The organism is Chamaesiphon polymorphus CCALA 037, from assembly GCF_003003845.1.
Taxonomy (GTDB): Bacteria; Cyanobacteriota; Cyanobacteriia; order Cyanobacteriales; family Chamaesiphonaceae; genus Chamaesiphon; species Chamaesiphon polymorphus.
Genome location: NZ_PVWO01000076.1, coordinates 1 through 16,649, shown reverse-complemented (window position 1 = coordinate 16,649; position 16,649 = coordinate 1). Strand labels below are relative to the sequence as shown.

Genomic DNA, 16,649 nt, shown 5'->3' with positions numbered 1-16,649 from the left:
TCGTCATAGAATGCCGCGATCGAATCGGTACGGGTAGTTAGATCCCATTCGGTTTCCCTGACCTCAGCGACATTGCTACTACCGAGCAAGATGGATTTAACGGCATCTTCATCTAGAGACAGCAGATAGGATGTAAACGCGGGGAGATCTGCCTCGAATTCCGCCGTCAGATCGCGCCGTTCGTGAGTAGGGACTTGATACTTAAACGGGATGGTAATTAGCCGCCGTGATAAACCGTAGCTGCTATCTCCCAAAAAGATCGGGTCGTTTGAGGCGATTGCCACCATCCCCTCATATCTGAACCTGAACGCATCCTTACCTTTTTTCTCACCTCGAATCGAGTCGCCGCCTGTAATCGATTTGAATCGAGATAAACCGCCGACTCGCTTATCTTCATCGGGGCAGAGGATCAGTCGCTTTTTATAGATATTAGCTAACTCGAAATTATTCTCACAGAGGTCGTGCAAGGTCGTGCTATGGCAGTTGCCCAATCCGACTAACATCTCTAGCAGCCGCAGGAAAGACCCTTTCCCGTTACCGCCACCACCTACTAAATAAATCGCTTTTTGGAGGTCAGACCGCCCTAATAGCACGGCATTACAAGCAGCAATCAGAATGTTTTTAAGTTGCTGATTTCCCTTGGTAACTTGAGTCAAGAAGCGATCGATACTGGGAAACTCTAGCCCCGCCACAGTCGGATAGTCACGGGTCAATTTCCACGTCAGGAGAAAACTAGGGTGATGTGGTAGTAACTTTCGGTTTTTCACATCCCAGACCCCATTTTTGAAAGGGATAAATTCTAGCCCCGAAACCTCAGTCCATACGGGTTGGAGTAGTTTCCACTTTGCCACCTTAATGACATTTTCGATATAGCTGGGCAGATTTTCGGGAACGTCCACACAGACCCGTTCGTAAAAAAATCGTTCGATTTCTTCGATCGTCTTTTCATGCCAGACCCCACCCTCGTAAAATCGCCAGAGTTTACCGCCAACATCAAATAGCAGCTTATCCCGTAGCTCTTTGGCGATTTTTTCAGCCAAAATGTTCGGCGCGGGTTTTTGCTTGAAGTTGGGCTGTTCGCCTGTGAGTGCTTCGGCTTTGGCTGATGCCCGATCTAATGCCTCGATGCCACAGCCAGCGATCAGATCGTCTAAGCCTTTGTAATCGCTGTCCCAAGGAATAGAGTATGGTTTAGCCCCTCGTTCGATTAAGCATTGGGCTAATGCCGAGCGAGATTGAATCACCGCCTTGTTTGCTGCTGCTTTTTTATCGCGATCGAGGGCGATATGAATCGCGCGATCTGGGGTGGCAATCGGCTGGAGGGACGGAATTAAGTTATATTTTTTGGTCTTGCCATTTTCGTCTTTACTGGTGTCAGTCCAGTTCCACAGTCCGGTTAGGGCAATGGTGGGGAAGCCGTAACTCATTGCTGAGTAAGCTTTTTTGGCTCCTTCGGTCACAATTACCGGAAGATTATTTTGAATTACCCACAGCCAAAATTCTTTAGCTTCTGCCGCAGGATCGGCGATCGTTACATCTGTGGGCAAAGGCAAATTAAACTGCTGACTAACCAGTTGCCAGACGCGATAAGTTACTGCTGGGTAAATCGCCTGGGCACTGACTTTCGGAGGGTTTTCATATTTGCGATCCGGCTTGGGGTGTAGCGGCTTGAAGCTCAGGCAACTCGTCCGCTCTCCTGTGAGCGGATCGACACCATAAAAGGCTAGTCCGCCTTGTTGGACGTGGTTGTATTGAGAAATCCATTTATCTCTGACTCTGCCATCGTTCCGGCGTTCTTCACTCTCTAGTCCCCAACATAATTCGTTGAGAGCGTGTTCGCGTTCTAAGTAGCGAGTATTTAGTTCGGCGATATCAGCAGCGATCGCCGAGCGGTCTAATTCAGTCTGTAAGGCAAATGCGAAGTTGTTTGTAGTCATCTAGGTGAAGCACTCGCTGAATCACCGGATTTTCCTTCTGAAGCCCTCATTACAGTCGAGTTTTTGAACTAGACTCTAGTGAGAGTTTATACTACACATCATTTTTGGGTATAATATCAACATAATCATTTTCGTGTTTATGTTGTCGGAAGTGAATGTTCCGGTGACGCAAGGTCGTTATTTGTTTAATGGACTGCTAATCAACCTCTCCTCACAAGTGTGGGCAGAGGGTTTTTAGTTTTTGGATACTACTTATTATGCCCTATCTCTAAGACTTCTCCACAGGAGCCAGGAAATCTAGAATTTTTGCTTGCTCCAGTACATAGATATAAGATCCGGCATGAACGCGCAAGGCCGTGGTCTGTCCAAAATCAACAAATAGAGCTGGATCGTTGTTTGGGTCTACTGTTGTTTTGCTGGTCAGCACGATGGCTTTTGTGATGATATTTTTACTCCCTTTTAGTAAATAGCTCTTCTCTTTTTTGAAAGCAAGTGTTTTGACATTTAAATCTTGACCTGTCTTAATTAAGTCAGACCATTTTTTTACTCTAGCTGCTTTGTTTTTTCTGGGTGTAATAGCGAAAAAATCTTGTCGATCTTCTCGCCATTTAACCCGCGAATCTTTATTAGATTTAAGCGCGAAAGCAAAACATCTTCGGTCTGGCATCATTACAAATAGATCGATGATTCCTTCAGCCGTCTTTACACTAGGAGTGATTGTAATTCCATCAATTTTTAATAATTCTTCGATTACAGAAACTAATCGATCTACTCGTCGCGAAAGCTCAATTATAGTTAAACCGATCAAACTTCCAATTAAGGCTATGGGTGGCGCAGCAACAGTACCAACAATCGCTGCGCCACCACCTCCGGCAATTGCTGCATTATACCAAGACTGGATTTTTTTTAAATAATCTAACGCTTCATGATTTTGTAAATATGGTTTTTCTCCCTTTTGAAATAATGCTTCCAGCCATGAAGTATAGTTATTTTCAAGCACAATAGCCTCATCTGAATCAAACAGTATCTTTTTAGATGTTAATAAGTCTTCTGAAAATTGTCACTACCGATCGAGCTTTTCATAAATTGCTTCAAGTATCCATTGATGCCTACTTAGGATCGGCTTGCGACTCTCCACTGAAGTATCGATCCTCGCTAATAAGCTAGTTGGCAAGCGCAATTTTACGCCAGTCTCTTCTTCTTTTTCGCGTTTGGGTCGTCCTCTTTGACCTTTTAATGGTAATTCAGAAAGTTGTTGTTGTAGCTCGGAACCGATTGCCGCCGAACCACCATTCTCAATAAAATTATCTGCGGTTGTAGCTCTTGGTTTACGTGTAATCGCCATTCTAGCCTTATTTTAGCCTTTTAATAACTCTATAATAACATCTTTTTAGCATTTAAATGATATCACTTAAATGCTAAAAAGATGTTGAAATAGCCTATTCAACTCAGAAATCGCTTTAGCATCTTGTGGCTTCATCTCTGTTACCGCCAATCCCTGCGCTGCTGCTGCCCGAAATGCCTTGCGGTTTCCCAGTGGCGCATCGATATAAACCAACCCTGGAATCTCACTAGCAATTTCGGCGGCATCCTGATTGTCCGAACCTTTGGCATCAGCCCGATTGATTACACACACAGCTTTGAGCTTGTCATTAAAGGCTTTAGCTTCTTCTACTAATGTGCCCACACTGTCTAACGTCCACACATCGAAGCTTCCTGGTAAAAACGGAACTACATAGACATCGGCGACAAGTAAAGCCGCTCTTTGACCTGCCGTATCCCGACCGCCGACATCAATCACGATATCGTCATACTTGGGAGCTAGTTTGAGAACCTCATTCCGCACGGCAGCTCCATGTAACTGGATCGAGGTATACCCCGCACTTGTAAGCGACTCAGTTCTGACGGCTGTAAAATCTGTTGCAGTTGCTTGGTCGTCAGCATCGACCAACAGCACATCTCGTCCGGTAGCCGAACGCAACACTACCATGCTAGTTGCCAAAGTTGTTTTGCCGACCCCACCTTTGATGCCGCCACATACTAGGATCATCTTGACCTCTAAAAAATATTATTTTGACATATTAAATATATCATTATTAACCTTTCATAAGCATTTTAGTGATGCCATTTAAATACCATTAAATCAAAGTTCGCCGATCGCTCGTCCCGATCGGGTCGGGCAAAATGATTGGAGTGACTACTCATCATCGAAATGAGCTTCTAAGTCCATGTGGCTGGAGGTGATCGGCGACCCACAATTACGGGAGCGTGTACTAGTTGAAGCAAGAGAACGTCAGCGCAAAAGAACGTCAGCAGCCAACCACAAACGCGCCTTGACGATGGTGCAGCGATTGTCTAATTAATAATCGGGAATATCGCCAAAATTCCGTTTTATCCTGACATCCAACTCTTCACAATCACTCAAGAGTAGTAGGGATAATTCTGTGGCAATACTAGCAGGGGTTATTTGCCTAAATCCTCCAAAAGGGGGAATAAGCATATTTATATCTAAGAGCTAACAATATTTAACATTAGATTTCAATCCATAAATAAAATCTTGTTGAGATGGGAAAGCAATTTGTTTACGAACTATTTCTTGAATGCGGTAAGGAGATGCCAACCATTGTAAAGAATGAATGTAGAAATCTAATAGATCGGGTTGAAACCGATCGGGAAAGTTTAAAAAGCTATCGAATGTTGTAAAATTAAGCTCATTCATCATCTTGATGACGGTAGGATTGCGACTGATTGTATAGACATTTTTATGTCTGTTTGTGGCATCATCAAACGATTTATAAAATAACGATCTGCCAATTCCTCTCCCTCTAAATTCATCAAAAACATATAAGGCGGCAATTTTCGTCCATTTTTCAGCGAAGTCATAGTTCAAGCAAGCACCAAGCATTTGACCTCTTTCATCTTCTGCTATGATGATATGTTCGCATTTCAACCATTCTTTTCGTGTGTATCCGACAATATTCGGTGTATACTTAATTGCTTCGATAGCAAGCATTGCCTCTGATTCATCAATTCTACGTTTGGTGATATTTATCATATTTTTCTGCATTGTAAAATTTATTTTGTAGTCAATCTATGTTATAGAGAACTATTGATAGAACAGTCATGACAACCAATAAAGCATAAATATATTTTTTATTTCTAACGTTTAACACTCCTCTTCTTATCAACCTGATTAGATTGTATTCATTTTCAAAAACTCGATAATCGCTTTTAATTTTGACCAACAGATCGCGGACATCTCTAAATATCTTTTGATATTCGCCTATTCCTAGAAAGAAAATCACGATCAATGAAATCCAGCAGAATGAATAATCTATTAAAGTTAATGCTAGGGGAGTTTGCTCCAAAGTTTTTCTGCCAAGATTCAATTCAAACACAAATAATAGGATGACACCCAAAAACAATGTAAAATATCGAGTGAAGTCTTTCAGAAAAGAGGTAAACAAATCTTGAAAAGCATCCATCATTTGCTCATTAATATCTTCTTTGTCTCGATCTGACAAAGGGTAACTCTGAATATAACTTTTAGTTTTATTCATGGATTTATCAAAAATTCTGATACTTTTAATGTTGGTTGAGATATTTACAATCGAACTATATATTGTCACGGCTACTGTAGGTATACCAATAGCTACAAAATTAACCAAGGCACAGGGGAGAAAAAACAAATAGGGAAGATAATAATTTTCAAACCATGATAGATGATTTAGTAATGGTTGCTTATTTGCTAAATTTATTGGGCCTAAATATAAATGATGGATAGATATAAAAATTACAAATAGAAAGCCTAATACCCCCAGACAAGTCCGAATCCACCACAGACGATCGAGGGTAAGAATTTCTCTTGTCTCTTCTTGAAATAAGTCATTAAATGAATAAGCAGCAAATAAGATTAAAAAAGTACTCCGAATAAATTCAATATATGCTCCAGTTCCACCTCGATTAAAATTATTGCTCCACGCTGGACTAGAAAATAAATAATAAGAACTATATAAAGATACTAGCACGATAGACAAAAGACAAATTACTACAACGAATAACTCCTTGTCTAAAAGTTTGATTACATGCTGCATTAATATAGAAGGTGGTGCTGAATAAGTCAGATCTTGTAAGTTTTCTTGGGGAAACCAAGTCTTGGGTAAGCAATTTAGTCGTTCTTCAATCCAACTTTTATTAAAAACTTGAAAATACAATTTATTGAAAATTTCGATGTTTCCTGAATCGACCTTGATTATTCCCGACAATTTTAGTTGTGTGTGCTCGGTATCTTGCGAATTGTATTTTATCGATTTGTTATCGAGAATTTCTCCTAAAATAATGAGTAGTGAAATGGGATCGCTTCCTCGATCGGTTGCCAGTAAATAGTTGCTAATATTTTGCAAGTGTTCTTTAATTAAATAAGATTTTGAACCCCAGTTTTTTAAAATATTATCCTCGACAAAAGTGCTAATATTTATATTATTATTTTCTGAATTTTCAGATGCCAATTGACATAGCTTTTGGGTGAGAAATGGCTGACCACCTGTCCAGTCAAAAATTTGACTCACACATTCTTTCGGGTTATTTACCTTGCCGAGTAGACCCTGCAAAAATGATGCTTCAGCTATCTCAAATTCTAGTCCTGCTAGTCCGATGTCTTTACCAATATTAAAAGTCTGTTTGATATCGCCAATCAAATCAGCAGGAGCAACGACTCCCAATAGACAAAAAGCAACACGATTAAAGTCTGGACGATCGGCTCTTCTATTATAGCAACTCCGAATGAATCCGATAAATTCATTCTTGAAGCTTTTTGAAATTAGGACATCTATTTCATCAAGAAAGATAACTATTTTATCTCGACCTGAATTTTAAAATAGTACTTCCTCGAAAAATCTTGTCAATAGGATATTTGGTGGTCGATGAATGTTATTATCGATCCATTCTAGTTCTTCATCTGAATCTAAAAGATTGAAATTTTTAACTAATTCTGACAAGAAGGATAGATACCATTTCATCTGCCCTCGGTCGTCAGTATTTATATTACCAAGCTCGTTTAAATCTCCAAGATCGATAGATGTGCATATCGATCCTATGGCTAACAATCGCTCCATCGTTCTCGTTCGCAAGCTTGACTTACCCATTTGTCTGGCATTTAATACATAACAAAATTCTCCATTTTTAAGTGCGTTAAACAGATCCACATCTGCTTTGCGTTCGATATAAGTAGGGTGATTTGGAGGCAAAGCACCACCTGCATCATGATAATAATGACTGGCAGACATAATTATTCCTCAGATTCGAGTGCAAAATAGTTTTGAAAGTATCGATCGTATAATTTACAGCGAATCCCAACTCTAGAATTTTCTTCCTTAATTACTCCCATACTATAAAGCACCCATTTATGTTGTCTTTCAAGTCGAAATATTCCTGCTGAAGAATCGATCGAGTTTTGTAATGCTAATTTGAGTTCGGAGTTTCGCTGCAATAGATCGGTAAGAGAGCAAAGATAGTCTTGAGTCTCACTGAAAAGTCGATCGAGTGTAAATTCCCGATCTGAAGCAAAATGATATAGTGCTAAGTTGACTAGGTAAGGATGTCCGCCAACTAACGATCTTAATTCTGAACTGCGATCTCGATCCCAATTCAATCCATATTTTTTTGCGAGTTCGAGAATATTAGATTCATCAAATTCTGTTAATTCACGGAATCTGCCAATATTAAAAGGCGATCTTGCCAGATCGAGTTTTCCATAATTCTCACTAGAGTAGACAATTAATTGTCGAATTTTTTTCCATTGCTCTTTTTGAGAATCCGCTCCTTTATCATGCCAGCTTCTCAGCATTTGAAAGAAATTCTGATTGACATTATCGGCAGTATAAACTGACTCGACTCCATCTAGTATCAGCAATAGCGGTGTTTCCGATTGCTTTAAGATTTTCTCGATGTGTCGATCGCAATTACTCCTTGGTACGAGATTATTGTTCCAACTGTTATCTGAAGATAAATCTAGTTCCTCACTAATGAGATTGCAAAAATGTTGGAGAAATATTTCAAAGCTATTTAAACTATCTCGATCGAATGACTGTTTGAGATTGATATAAACCGCTCGATACCCCTGTGCCTGGGCGTAGGCTTTAATTCTGAAGCACAATGATGTTTTGCCAAATTTGCTGGGTGCCAGAACGCGAATTAACGCTCTGGGTTCGCTTATATATTTCTCGATCTCTGTCTCGATCGAGCCGCGTTCGATGTATGCGCCGCGATCTAATGGAACTGCTCCGCTAGGGTAATTAATCGATATTTGTGGCTGCTCGATCGATAGTTTTTGTTTCCAGGTATCTGCAACTAGTTCGGGTTTGCGATCGATAAATAAATCTACTAAGTCATGACGATAGCGTTCGGATTCTCCAGGTAAATTGCCAATCCCAAAAATTTGACAAATTTTCCGTAGATGTTGGCGAACGTTTGCTGGAGTACTGCCTATTCTAGTCGCTATCTCTGCATCGCTATCGCCTTGTAAAAATCCATTTAGAACTGGTCGTTGATATTTGGTAATTTCTAAATACCTTGCATCAAACTCTTGAGGATTCATGTTTTCTCACCTTTCGATCGATTCTCTTCTCGTCTCACTGTTTGTGTCACAGAGGTTTGCAAACGGGATGGAGTTAGCGAGCGGATGTAACTGTTGTACCAACAATTTAGCAGTTTTTGACCGTTGTGAGTTTTTTCTCACATTCCTAGCTGCCATCGCTCATTTGTGAGCTACCACTAACAGATGTCGTAATTAAAAAATTGTAAAAATCTAGAAATATTGAGCAAGTTGTCTTGTCCTAAAGTCTAGGATCGTCTGTCACGAACCAACTATAACTCACTTGTGTAAATTACTACAAATATCGATCGAGTTACTGATGATAGCTTTTACTAACTTGATCCCGATCGACTAAACACTCGAAATATGATGGCTGTATCGATTCGATCGACCGATACAGCCATTTAACCAAGGAGGCAACCGCATGGATTGCATAAGAGATATCGATGAGTGAGTCTGCGCCGATTTGTCCGCGCTGCGGTTCTCAAAACATCGTCAAAAATGGCAGAACCCGCCGAGGCAAACAAAACTATCGATGTCGTGACTGCGGGAGACAGTTTGTGGACGATCCACAGTGGAAACCGATCGATCCCGATACATTCACTCTAAAAATTCTCGACATCTGTAAATTTAAACACAGATATTTGACAAATTAGTTATTTGATTTTTCTCTATCCTTTACTAAATAAAAATTAACTACATCTATCCCGATCGATATATTCTCTCATGATATATTTATTGAAGTTTGTTGTCACCAGATAGAACGTTAAGGCGGTAGCGATGGTGTTACCTTTCGAGCAGATTACAGACTGAGATTCAGAGCTTTGGTTTTGATATTCGTATTGGCAATTATCTTAAATATTTTGCTATTTCTAAACAAACGAGAAGATGTATGAAAAAATTTATTGTGCTGCCCTTGGTACTGATGTTGTCGAGTTGCGCCATCCCATTTGTGGGCAATTCCAGTCTTCCTGGTGATAACGAACTAAACGAGCAAGTGAAGCCCCTGCTACTTAGTAATGGAGCGAGCGAGCTAGTTGAAATCAAAAATTTACACAAAACCAATGGTTACGAGCAAAATCCTAATACTTATACCGTGGATATTGAATATGACTGGGCTTTTAAGATCGGCTGGGCAGATTTGGCCAAGCAAACCAAACCCACTATTGATGCACTTGTAAAACAGGGCACACCAACCGCAAGCACAGCCCCTTCGCTAGAAGATACTGCTGGGGCTGCTGCTGGGATAGGAGCAGGCATTGGCATAGGTGTACTCGGTTTGGCATACGGTGAGTTCAAGGCAGGTGATAGTTACAACACGAAGGACAGTGTGACTTTCATCAAAACTGAAAATGGTTGGCGGCTCTCTAGCAAACCAAAGACTGTACCTTAAATTAATTATTCCATCACAACAGCACAAACTCATGACAAAAACTGCCAATCGCAACATCACAAAAATTCAGATCTTAGGCGCGCTCGTCGCTCTGGCTTGGGGAGTTACCACCCTAGATATATATTTTTATCATCACGAACTGCTTCAGTTTGGCATCCTCCCGCGCGATCCGATCGGTTTACGCGGGATTTTATTCGCACCCTTTTTACATAGCAACTATACTCATTTAATCGTCGATACTATTCCCTTTGTGGCTCTCGGCTGGCTGATTATGGAACAAGCGATCGCCAATTTTACGATCGTCTCGCTGATTTGTTTGGTACTGGGCGGCTCGTCCGCTTGGATCGTTGGCCCTGCTGCGGACTCATCATTCGTATATTTCATCGGTGCTGCTCCCCTGATTAATGGTTATATCAGCTATTTATTCGCACTCTACTACTTCGATCGCCGCTTGTGGAGTTCGGCGTTTGAGGCTCTGGCAATTGGCTGTGCTTACTGGATCGTCAGAACGAATTTACCTGCGATCGAACTTGCTATCTGGCCAGGAAGCATCTTGTGTGGATGTGTGGGTGGTATTTGGGCAGCTAGGCTAGTGTACCGGAAGTAGCTATTTTATACCCAAAGTATCTCGATTCAGGGGAAAAATCGCTAATTTAGAGAGCGATCGAATACCCAATATTTCAATCCTAAATAGTTTATGTAATAACAGCATCGATCGATCGACCAATGATATCTTTATGCTTATCGATCGTCGATCGCGTCAATCTTTTGGCATATTCGATCGACAACAATTCAAATTAATTAAGGAATCTACAATGAAAAAGTTAGCTTCAGCCTGCGGAATTTTGGCGATTGTCAGTTCGTCATTAGCTGGGAACGCACCAGCAGTAACAGCGCAGTCATGTAACTACTATACTGGCATTTCAGTAACGGGGCAAAAAGTAAATTTAGATACTTGCTCGATTTCCAGAACTAGCGATAACGGTACAAATTTTATCTATTACTTGGGAGATAAGAAACTAGCCAGCAAAGCAAATTGTAGCGATCAAACTTGGACTACCTCTGCCAATACCCAAGTAAATAAACCTCAATCTCAAGCTACGAAAAAAATGCTCGATCGAGTTTGCAACGAGCAAATTAGCTCAAATTCCAGTACTGAGGAAAAAACAGAATCGACTAGTGAGGAAAGATCGATCGCTCAAGCAAGCCGTCCAGGGTATGAAGACGATCTCATTAGAGCAAGAGGATTGAATGCTTCGTTTAATCAAGGTGGAAGGTTGTCAGCAAACGTCCTTATTGAAAATATAAGTGGAAGAACTTTATTACTGGCAAATCTTCAACTAGGAAATGGAACCGTGACAGTAATTTCTGATTCTGGAGAAGCAGGAAATTGTGATTTTCAGGGACTTAAGTACGTTGTTGCTGAAGAAAACAAAGAATCAGCGTTCTCCGTATTAAAATCAAAAGGAAAAGCAACTATTGCTGCAATAAACTGTACTGGAATTTCTCAGTCGGCAACCAAAAGCGTAGGCGTTAATATCCCCTTGGTGGTATATGGAAAAGAAAAAAATAGTCAGTTTACACTTACCTTAACTGATATCCCAGTCAAAAAAATTCCTACAAGATAGTAAGAGTTCTCATCCGTAGGTTGGATTGAGTGCAGCGAAATCCAACCGATCCGATCTTCATTTATTTGTTAATCTCTCTTGAATATATATGATGTTCGATCGCCCCAGATGAGTTGGGGTTCCTTCATTAATTCAAACTACGATTACAATACTATCGAAGCAAATTATGTACAAGCTGAGTATATTTTCAATCACCGCCTCAACATTTGCACTATTATTAATTTCTTTCAGCACAGCATTTGCTAAACTGAGTGATGGATTATTGGCTAATTACTCCTTTGAAGAAAATGCTAAGGATAGTTCACAATATCGCAAAGATGGTTCAATCTCTGACGGCACTTTTGTATCGGGAGTTAAGGGTAAAGGTCTAGAGTTAACAGGTATTTCTTCATCATACATGGAGGTACCTCACAGCCCAATTGTCACCTCATCAAAAGGTATTTCTGCATCTGCCTGGGCTAAAGTTACTGGTTACAATACTGCTTATTCCTCTTTAATTTATGTAGCTGGAGGGCAGCCAACTAGTAGTGGTTTTAATGACAGAGTATTTACCTTGTGGGCAACGAGTAATCGAGGTGTGCATTTAACATCTACATCAAAAGGTAGCAGCAGCCAGGAGATTTGTAACTCTCCTAGTAACGTGTATCAGTTAAATACATTTGTTCATTTTGCTGGAGTGATTGATGCAAAAAAACATAAGATGTCGATCTATATTAATGGAAAAAAGATATCGGAGTGTCCTTATACTGGAAATAATGTTCGCGGTGGTGACTTTCCTATGAGAATTGGTGGCTATTTTCAAACAGTAGGCGATCAGTCTGGATTATCAGGTGTAATTGATGAGGTTAAGATTTATAATCGATCTCTTTCCACTTCTGAAGTTCAAGAACTTTTCAAAGAAGGCGATTCTTAAACTAGTTGATTACAGCGAAGCCCAACAGATCCGATCGACATTTATTTATCAATATCTATTGAATATATCTGATGTTCGATCGCCCTAGATGTGTTGGGTTGACGGTTGATTGCTTGTGGCAGCAGTGTTGTCATTTAAGAAGGTTCCAAAAGGATCGATTCGGATTATCGAATGAAAATATCAAACTAACTGCAATCATGAAAATAAATCTCACATTACCAACATTGACAGTACTAGGTCTGACGATCGGTATATCGTCTATATCCGTTGGAAATACACACCACATAAATAGTAAGCTTTCCGAAAAAAGCGTTGCTGTGGTTAGTCAGAAAAGACAGTTCGATCTTGATGCAGACAAAACTTCTATTGGTAGATTAAAGCTGAATATGAATATAAATAAAGTAAGGAAAATTCTTGGTACACCTCTTCAGCAAAAGCAGAAAGTCTCGATCGATGATAATTGTGGCACTTCTGGAAACTATATCGTCACATTTAAATATAGTAAAACTGAAGTTAGTTTGCTTGGCAAAAATCCGAACAGTGCTGCGATCGAGAACATTACAACTTCCAATCCATCTCTTGCCACTAGCGAAGGTATTCGAGTAGGTGACTCTATAGCTAAAGCAAAGAAAGTATATGCTAAATATGAGTCGGGTCAAATTGAAGGCAGACTGGTTTATGGAACGATATCAACACTGTCATTTAAGACTAATGGCGATCGCATTACTCAAATTAGTTTAAATTACGATCGCTGCTATTAGGAATATGAGATCACCTTGTCAAAGATCGTATTGAATTTACTCCAACATTATCAGCTAAAGGTGCCATCGTGAAATTTCCCTCATTCCTCCTTTGTACTACTGTTGTCATAGTTTGCATCGTAGATACCGCCACAGCCCAAACGCCCGCCGAAATTCAATCGATCGCTAAAGCCGTTACAGTGGAAATTAATCTCGTCAAAGATAGATCGCTCGGTTCTGGCGTTCTCGTCCACCAGCAAGGCAATCTTTACACCCTCATTACCAATCGGCACGTTGTCTGTGGCAAGAAGCGAACTTGCTCGATGCCACTATCCACAGAGACATTCCAACTCAAATTTGGCAACGGTAGTTCGCTCCAAGTTCCCGCCACTGCTGTCAAGATTTTGAGCAAAGATCTCGATCTGGCAACGATCCAATTTAGCAGTAACACTCCCTATCAAATCGCCCAAATCGCCCCACCAAGCAGCCTCAAAGTCGGCGATCGCGTTTACACATCTGGCTATCCCGCCGAACCGCGCGGTTTCTCATTTAATGATGGAGATGCGATGGCGGTAGTCAAAAAACGCCTGACTGAAGATCGAGGCGGTTATACAGTAATCTATGATGCCCAGACGCAACCAGGCATGAGCGGTGGCGGCGTATTCGACAACAATGGTCGCATCGTCGCCATCCACGGACAAGGGGAGAGATATCGGGACAATACCGAGTTACCGGAGGTTTCAAAATCGGTTAGGAACACCACTCGTAGCGAAATAGGTAGCAAGATCGGCTATAACCGAGGAATTCCGGTGCGCTGGGTAGTTGAGAGGTTAGCCCAGCAGGGGATAAAATTGGGCGATGAAGATCCCACCACTCCAGCATCAGCAGCAGTCACTAATACTGCTGACGAATACTTTATTGCTGGATTTAATAAATGGGTAGAACCAGGCGACGATATTCGAGCTGGCAAACAGCAAGCAATCCAAGCATTCAGTCAAACGATTCGTCTCAATCCGCGCTATACGATCACTTACTTCTTACGCGCTTTTATATACGCACAGCTAAAGGAATATCGGTTAAGTCTAGCTGACTATAACCAAGCCATCGCCCTCAATCCGAACTTTGCACGAGCCTACAACAATCGGGGACTTCTGAAGAAAAACCAACTCAACGATGCCCAAGGTGCGCTAGCTGACTATAACCAAGCCATTGCCCTCAATCCGAACTTTGCACTAGCCCACTACAATCGTGCAATTCTGAAGGAAGACAAACTCAACGATGCCCAAGGTGCCCTGACTGACTATAACCAAGCCATCGCCCTCGATCCGAAATTTGCAGTTGCCTACTACAATCGCGCAAATCTGAAGACAATCAAACTCAACGATGCCCAAGGTGCCCTGGCTGACTATAACCAAGCCATCGCCCTCAAGCCGAACTTTGCACTAGCCTACAACAATCGGGCAAATCTGAAGACATACGACCTTAACGACGATCGCGGTGCCCTGGCTGACTATGACCAAGCCATCGCCCTCGATCCGAACTTTGCACAAGCCTATGGAGCAAGAGGAAGGTTGAAATATATCAAATTGAACGCTCGATCTGGTGGAATTGCCGATACTCAAAAAGCTGCTGAGTTAGCCAAATCACAGGGCAATACCCAGCTTTTAGAATTTACCCTTACAGTCCTGCAATCTTGGGGTGTAAGGTAGGGATGATGTGGGTTTTAATTTGGGTTTGGTTAGCGATCGACCCAAACCCATTCTGTAGATTGGGTTGAGTGCAGCGAAATCAAGCATATTTGATCGTCATTTATTTGAATTTTCTAGATTCTGCCGATCGACAAACCGACAACTCACCTGACACGAAACAAATTTATATTGTAAATATTAAGTGATCTACCGAACTTGCCATACAAAACCCCATGTCGAAACCGTAAAATGATTGCTGTGAGGCAGTTTGCGGCAAATAAATCTAACAACAACGCATCTTTTGAGCTAAACCCTTAGCTAGAGAGCATTTGAGCCTAAATTCAGCATAGTATGTTCGGTAAAACCGAAAAATTTAACTCTTTTTGACCTGTTTCCAAACATCTTCTAAATATGACTAATTTACACACCGAATCAGCATTCCAACAAGCGATCGAAGCCGCCGAACGATTGTCTGTAGACGAGCGGTTAATGCTTTTAGAAGTATTGCAACAACGCATTCAGCAAACAAAACGACAGGAGTTAGTATCCGAAATAGCAGCCGTGCGCGAAGAATATCATGCTGGCAACGTCCGATTTGGTTCGGTTGGGGATTTCATGGCGGAGTTAGACGAAGCATGAAAATTGGGTGGACTCCAAAATCGAGTCGAGCGTTTAAGCGGTTGGTCAAGCGAAATCCACAATTGCGAGTATCGATCGAGCAAACATTGCAAAAAATGGTTGAGGATATTTATCATCCCAGTTTAAAAACACACAAATTAATGGGCGAATTAGCTGATACATGGTCTTGCTCTATCGATTATAGTTATCGGATATTATTTGAATTTTTATCCGATCCAGAAACAGGAGAGATGGCAATCCTGCTGTTAAACATTGGTTCTCATGATGAAGTCTATTAATAGAGAAATAAGATCGACATTTATTTGTCAATCTCTATTCAATATATCTGATGTTCGATCTCCATAACATCAGATCGATTCGATCGCTAATTCATTAATTATTTATGAAACAACTAATTTTAGCGATCGCAGTTGCCGTTGCAACAAATTACCCCTTGGTAAATATGCCCGTTCGCGCTCAAACTCGATCGATCTCCCTGGATGAGATGACCACAGTTTTAGCAACGTTAGTTGCTGTGGGTAATTCATGTCCTCAGAAATATCGATCGAGCGGTGATGCGCCGCTAGACTCGATCGTCAGCGCATACGGCTACAATCTCGATGACTTTAATCCCAATGGCAAGTATGGAAAATCGATGGAACTAAAAATGGCTCGATCGATTAAATTTTTTAAAACCAACGGTACGGTCAAAGCCTGTACTACCATGCGAAATTTCATCGAACAAAATTTGCCCGAACTGTATAGTAGCAATGCCTCAGATGAAAAAATAAAGCTGGCTAATGAAGCAACCCAGCAACACTATACTTGTTACAGTAATATGTTGCAGACGGGAACTGGTGAAAGCAAAGATTGTGACGATCGATTCAGACAGCAATTAAACCAAAATGGCTTATGTGAATATGTATCCGATCGTCTCCGCCAGAGATTTTGTAAAAATTCAAGTGATGCAGATGGGAAATTTAAGTAAGCTAAGTTTCGATAGATCGTTCCTTATAAATAGAAATTTTAAACATGAGAAAGTTCATTTGTGTTATTCGGCAATTGGCAATAAATGAATCGCAGAAAAATTATCTGATGAGTGGGGGTCAAACGAGCGAAACATCAAACCAAATCCGAAAT

The 16,649-nt window shown here is 40.9% G+C and carries 18 protein-coding genes and 1 pseudogene; 11 read left to right on the top strand and 8 right to left on the bottom strand.

The window, feature by feature from the left end; genetic code table 11:
• From C7B77_RS08380 to C7B77_RS08365, 4 genes are all read right to left on the bottom strand, one after another.
• Positions 1 to 1,937 (bottom strand): phage/plasmid primase, P4 family (locus C7B77_RS08380; RefSeq protein WP_146138240.1); only part of this gene is annotated, 1,937 nt, incomplete at its 3' end.
• A gap of 268 nt (positions 1,938 to 2,205) precedes the next feature.
• Positions 2,206 to 2,937 (bottom strand): hypothetical protein, encoded by a 732-nt coding sequence (locus tag C7B77_RS08375; RefSeq protein ID WP_106302739.1) that lies wholly within the window; start codon positions 2,935 to 2,937, stop codon positions 2,206 to 2,208.
• Positions 2,938 to 3,000: 63 nt separating this feature from the next.
• A complete protein-coding gene (locus C7B77_RS08370; RefSeq protein WP_106302736.1) occupies positions 3,001 to 3,282 on the bottom strand; it encodes a hypothetical protein in 282 nt (93 codons plus the stop codon).
• A 66-nt stretch (positions 3,283 to 3,348) separates the two neighbouring features.
• Positions 3,349 to 3,987, bottom strand: a complete 639-nt coding sequence (locus C7B77_RS08365; RefSeq protein WP_106302733.1) for a nucleotide-binding protein — start codon at positions 3,985 to 3,987, stop codon at positions 3,349 to 3,351.
• Positions 3,988 to 4,165: 178 nt separating this feature from the next.
• On the opposite strand from C7B77_RS08365, the gene C7B77_RS31365 reads away from it, so the two are divergent.
• A complete protein-coding gene (locus tag C7B77_RS31365; protein WP_281261341.1) occupies positions 4,166 to 4,300 on the top strand; it encodes a carboxysome distribution maintenance protein McdB in 135 nt (44 codons plus the stop codon).
• A gap of 152 nt (positions 4,301 to 4,452) precedes the next feature.
• Here the strand turns inward: C7B77_RS31365 and C7B77_RS08360 are convergent, their stop codons facing one another.
• The 4 genes from C7B77_RS08360 to C7B77_RS08345 form a co-directional block, all read right to left on the bottom strand.
• On the bottom strand, positions 4,453 to 4,950 hold the full coding sequence (locus C7B77_RS08360) for a GNAT family N-acetyltransferase (RefSeq protein ID WP_219892043.1): 498 nt from the start codon (positions 4,948 to 4,950) through the stop codon (positions 4,453 to 4,455).
• Between the two features lie 73 nt (positions 4,951 to 5,023).
• Positions 5,024 to 6,784, bottom strand: a complete 1,761-nt coding sequence (locus C7B77_RS08355; protein ID WP_281261342.1) for an AAA-like domain-containing protein — start codon at positions 6,782 to 6,784, stop codon at positions 5,024 to 5,026.
• 24 nt (positions 6,785 to 6,808) lie between these two features.
• Positions 6,809 to 7,222, bottom strand: a complete 414-nt coding sequence (locus C7B77_RS08350; protein WP_106302727.1) for a hypothetical protein — start codon at positions 7,220 to 7,222, stop codon at positions 6,809 to 6,811.
• Between the two features lie 2 nt (positions 7,223 to 7,224).
• The gene (locus C7B77_RS08345; protein ID WP_106302724.1) at positions 7,225 to 8,532 is read right to left on the bottom strand and encodes an AAA-like domain-containing protein; all 1,308 of its coding nucleotides are present in this window, start codon (positions 8,530 to 8,532) and stop codon (positions 7,225 to 7,227) included.
• Positions 8,533 to 8,975: 443 nt separating this feature from the next.
• On the opposite strand from C7B77_RS08345, the pseudogene C7B77_RS08340 reads away from it, so the two are divergent.
• From C7B77_RS08340 to C7B77_RS08295, 10 genes and pseudogenes are all read left to right on the top strand, one after another.
• Positions 8,976 to 9,098, top strand: a pseudogene (locus C7B77_RS08340) (IS1/IS1595 family N-terminal zinc-binding domain-containing protein); the annotation flags it as partial.
• A gap of 323 nt (positions 9,099 to 9,421) precedes the next feature.
• Complete coding sequence (locus tag C7B77_RS08335; protein ID WP_106302722.1) at positions 9,422 to 9,922, top strand: hypothetical protein; 501 nt, start codon at positions 9,422 to 9,424, stop codon at positions 9,920 to 9,922.
• Between the two features lie 31 nt (positions 9,923 to 9,953).
• The gene (locus C7B77_RS08330; RefSeq protein ID WP_181243768.1) at positions 9,954 to 10,529 is read left to right on the top strand and encodes a rhomboid family intramembrane serine protease; all 576 of its coding nucleotides are present in this window, start codon (positions 9,954 to 9,956) and stop codon (positions 10,527 to 10,529) included.
• 208 nt (positions 10,530 to 10,737) lie between these two features.
• Entirely contained in the window at positions 10,738 to 11,550 is an 813-nt protein-coding gene (locus C7B77_RS08325; RefSeq protein WP_146138239.1) for a hypothetical protein, read from the top strand.
• 166 nt (positions 11,551 to 11,716) lie between these two features.
• Complete coding sequence (locus C7B77_RS08320) at positions 11,717 to 12,463, top strand: LamG domain-containing protein (protein ID WP_106302713.1); 747 nt, start codon at positions 11,717 to 11,719, stop codon at positions 12,461 to 12,463.
• A 197-nt stretch (positions 12,464 to 12,660) separates the two neighbouring features.
• Positions 12,661 to 13,224, top strand: coding sequence for a hypothetical protein (locus tag C7B77_RS08315; protein WP_146138238.1), 564 nt, complete (start codon positions 12,661 to 12,663; stop codon positions 13,222 to 13,224).
• Positions 13,225 to 13,292: 68 nt separating this feature from the next.
• The gene (locus tag C7B77_RS08310; protein ID WP_106302707.1) at positions 13,293 to 14,912 is read left to right on the top strand and encodes a tetratricopeptide repeat-containing S1 family peptidase; all 1,620 of its coding nucleotides are present in this window, start codon (positions 13,293 to 13,295) and stop codon (positions 14,910 to 14,912) included.
• A 390-nt stretch (positions 14,913 to 15,302) separates the two neighbouring features.
• Complete coding sequence (locus C7B77_RS08305) at positions 15,303 to 15,530, top strand: hypothetical protein (RefSeq protein ID WP_106302703.1); 228 nt, start codon at positions 15,303 to 15,305, stop codon at positions 15,528 to 15,530.
• Positions 15,527 to 15,808 carry a type II toxin-antitoxin system RelE/ParE family toxin gene (locus tag C7B77_RS08300; protein WP_106302700.1) on the top strand — a complete coding sequence of 94 codons (282 nt, stop codon included), beginning with the start codon at positions 15,527 to 15,529 and terminating at the stop codon, positions 15,806 to 15,808. Before C7B77_RS08305 ends, C7B77_RS08300 begins: the two co-directional genes overlap by 4 nt.
• Positions 15,809 to 15,912: 104 nt before the next feature.
• Positions 15,913 to 16,497: a hypothetical protein gene (locus C7B77_RS08295; protein WP_106302697.1), complete on the top strand. Its 585-nt coding sequence runs from the start codon at positions 15,913 to 15,915 to the stop codon at positions 16,495 to 16,497.
• Positions 16,498 to 16,649 lie beyond the last annotated feature (152 nt).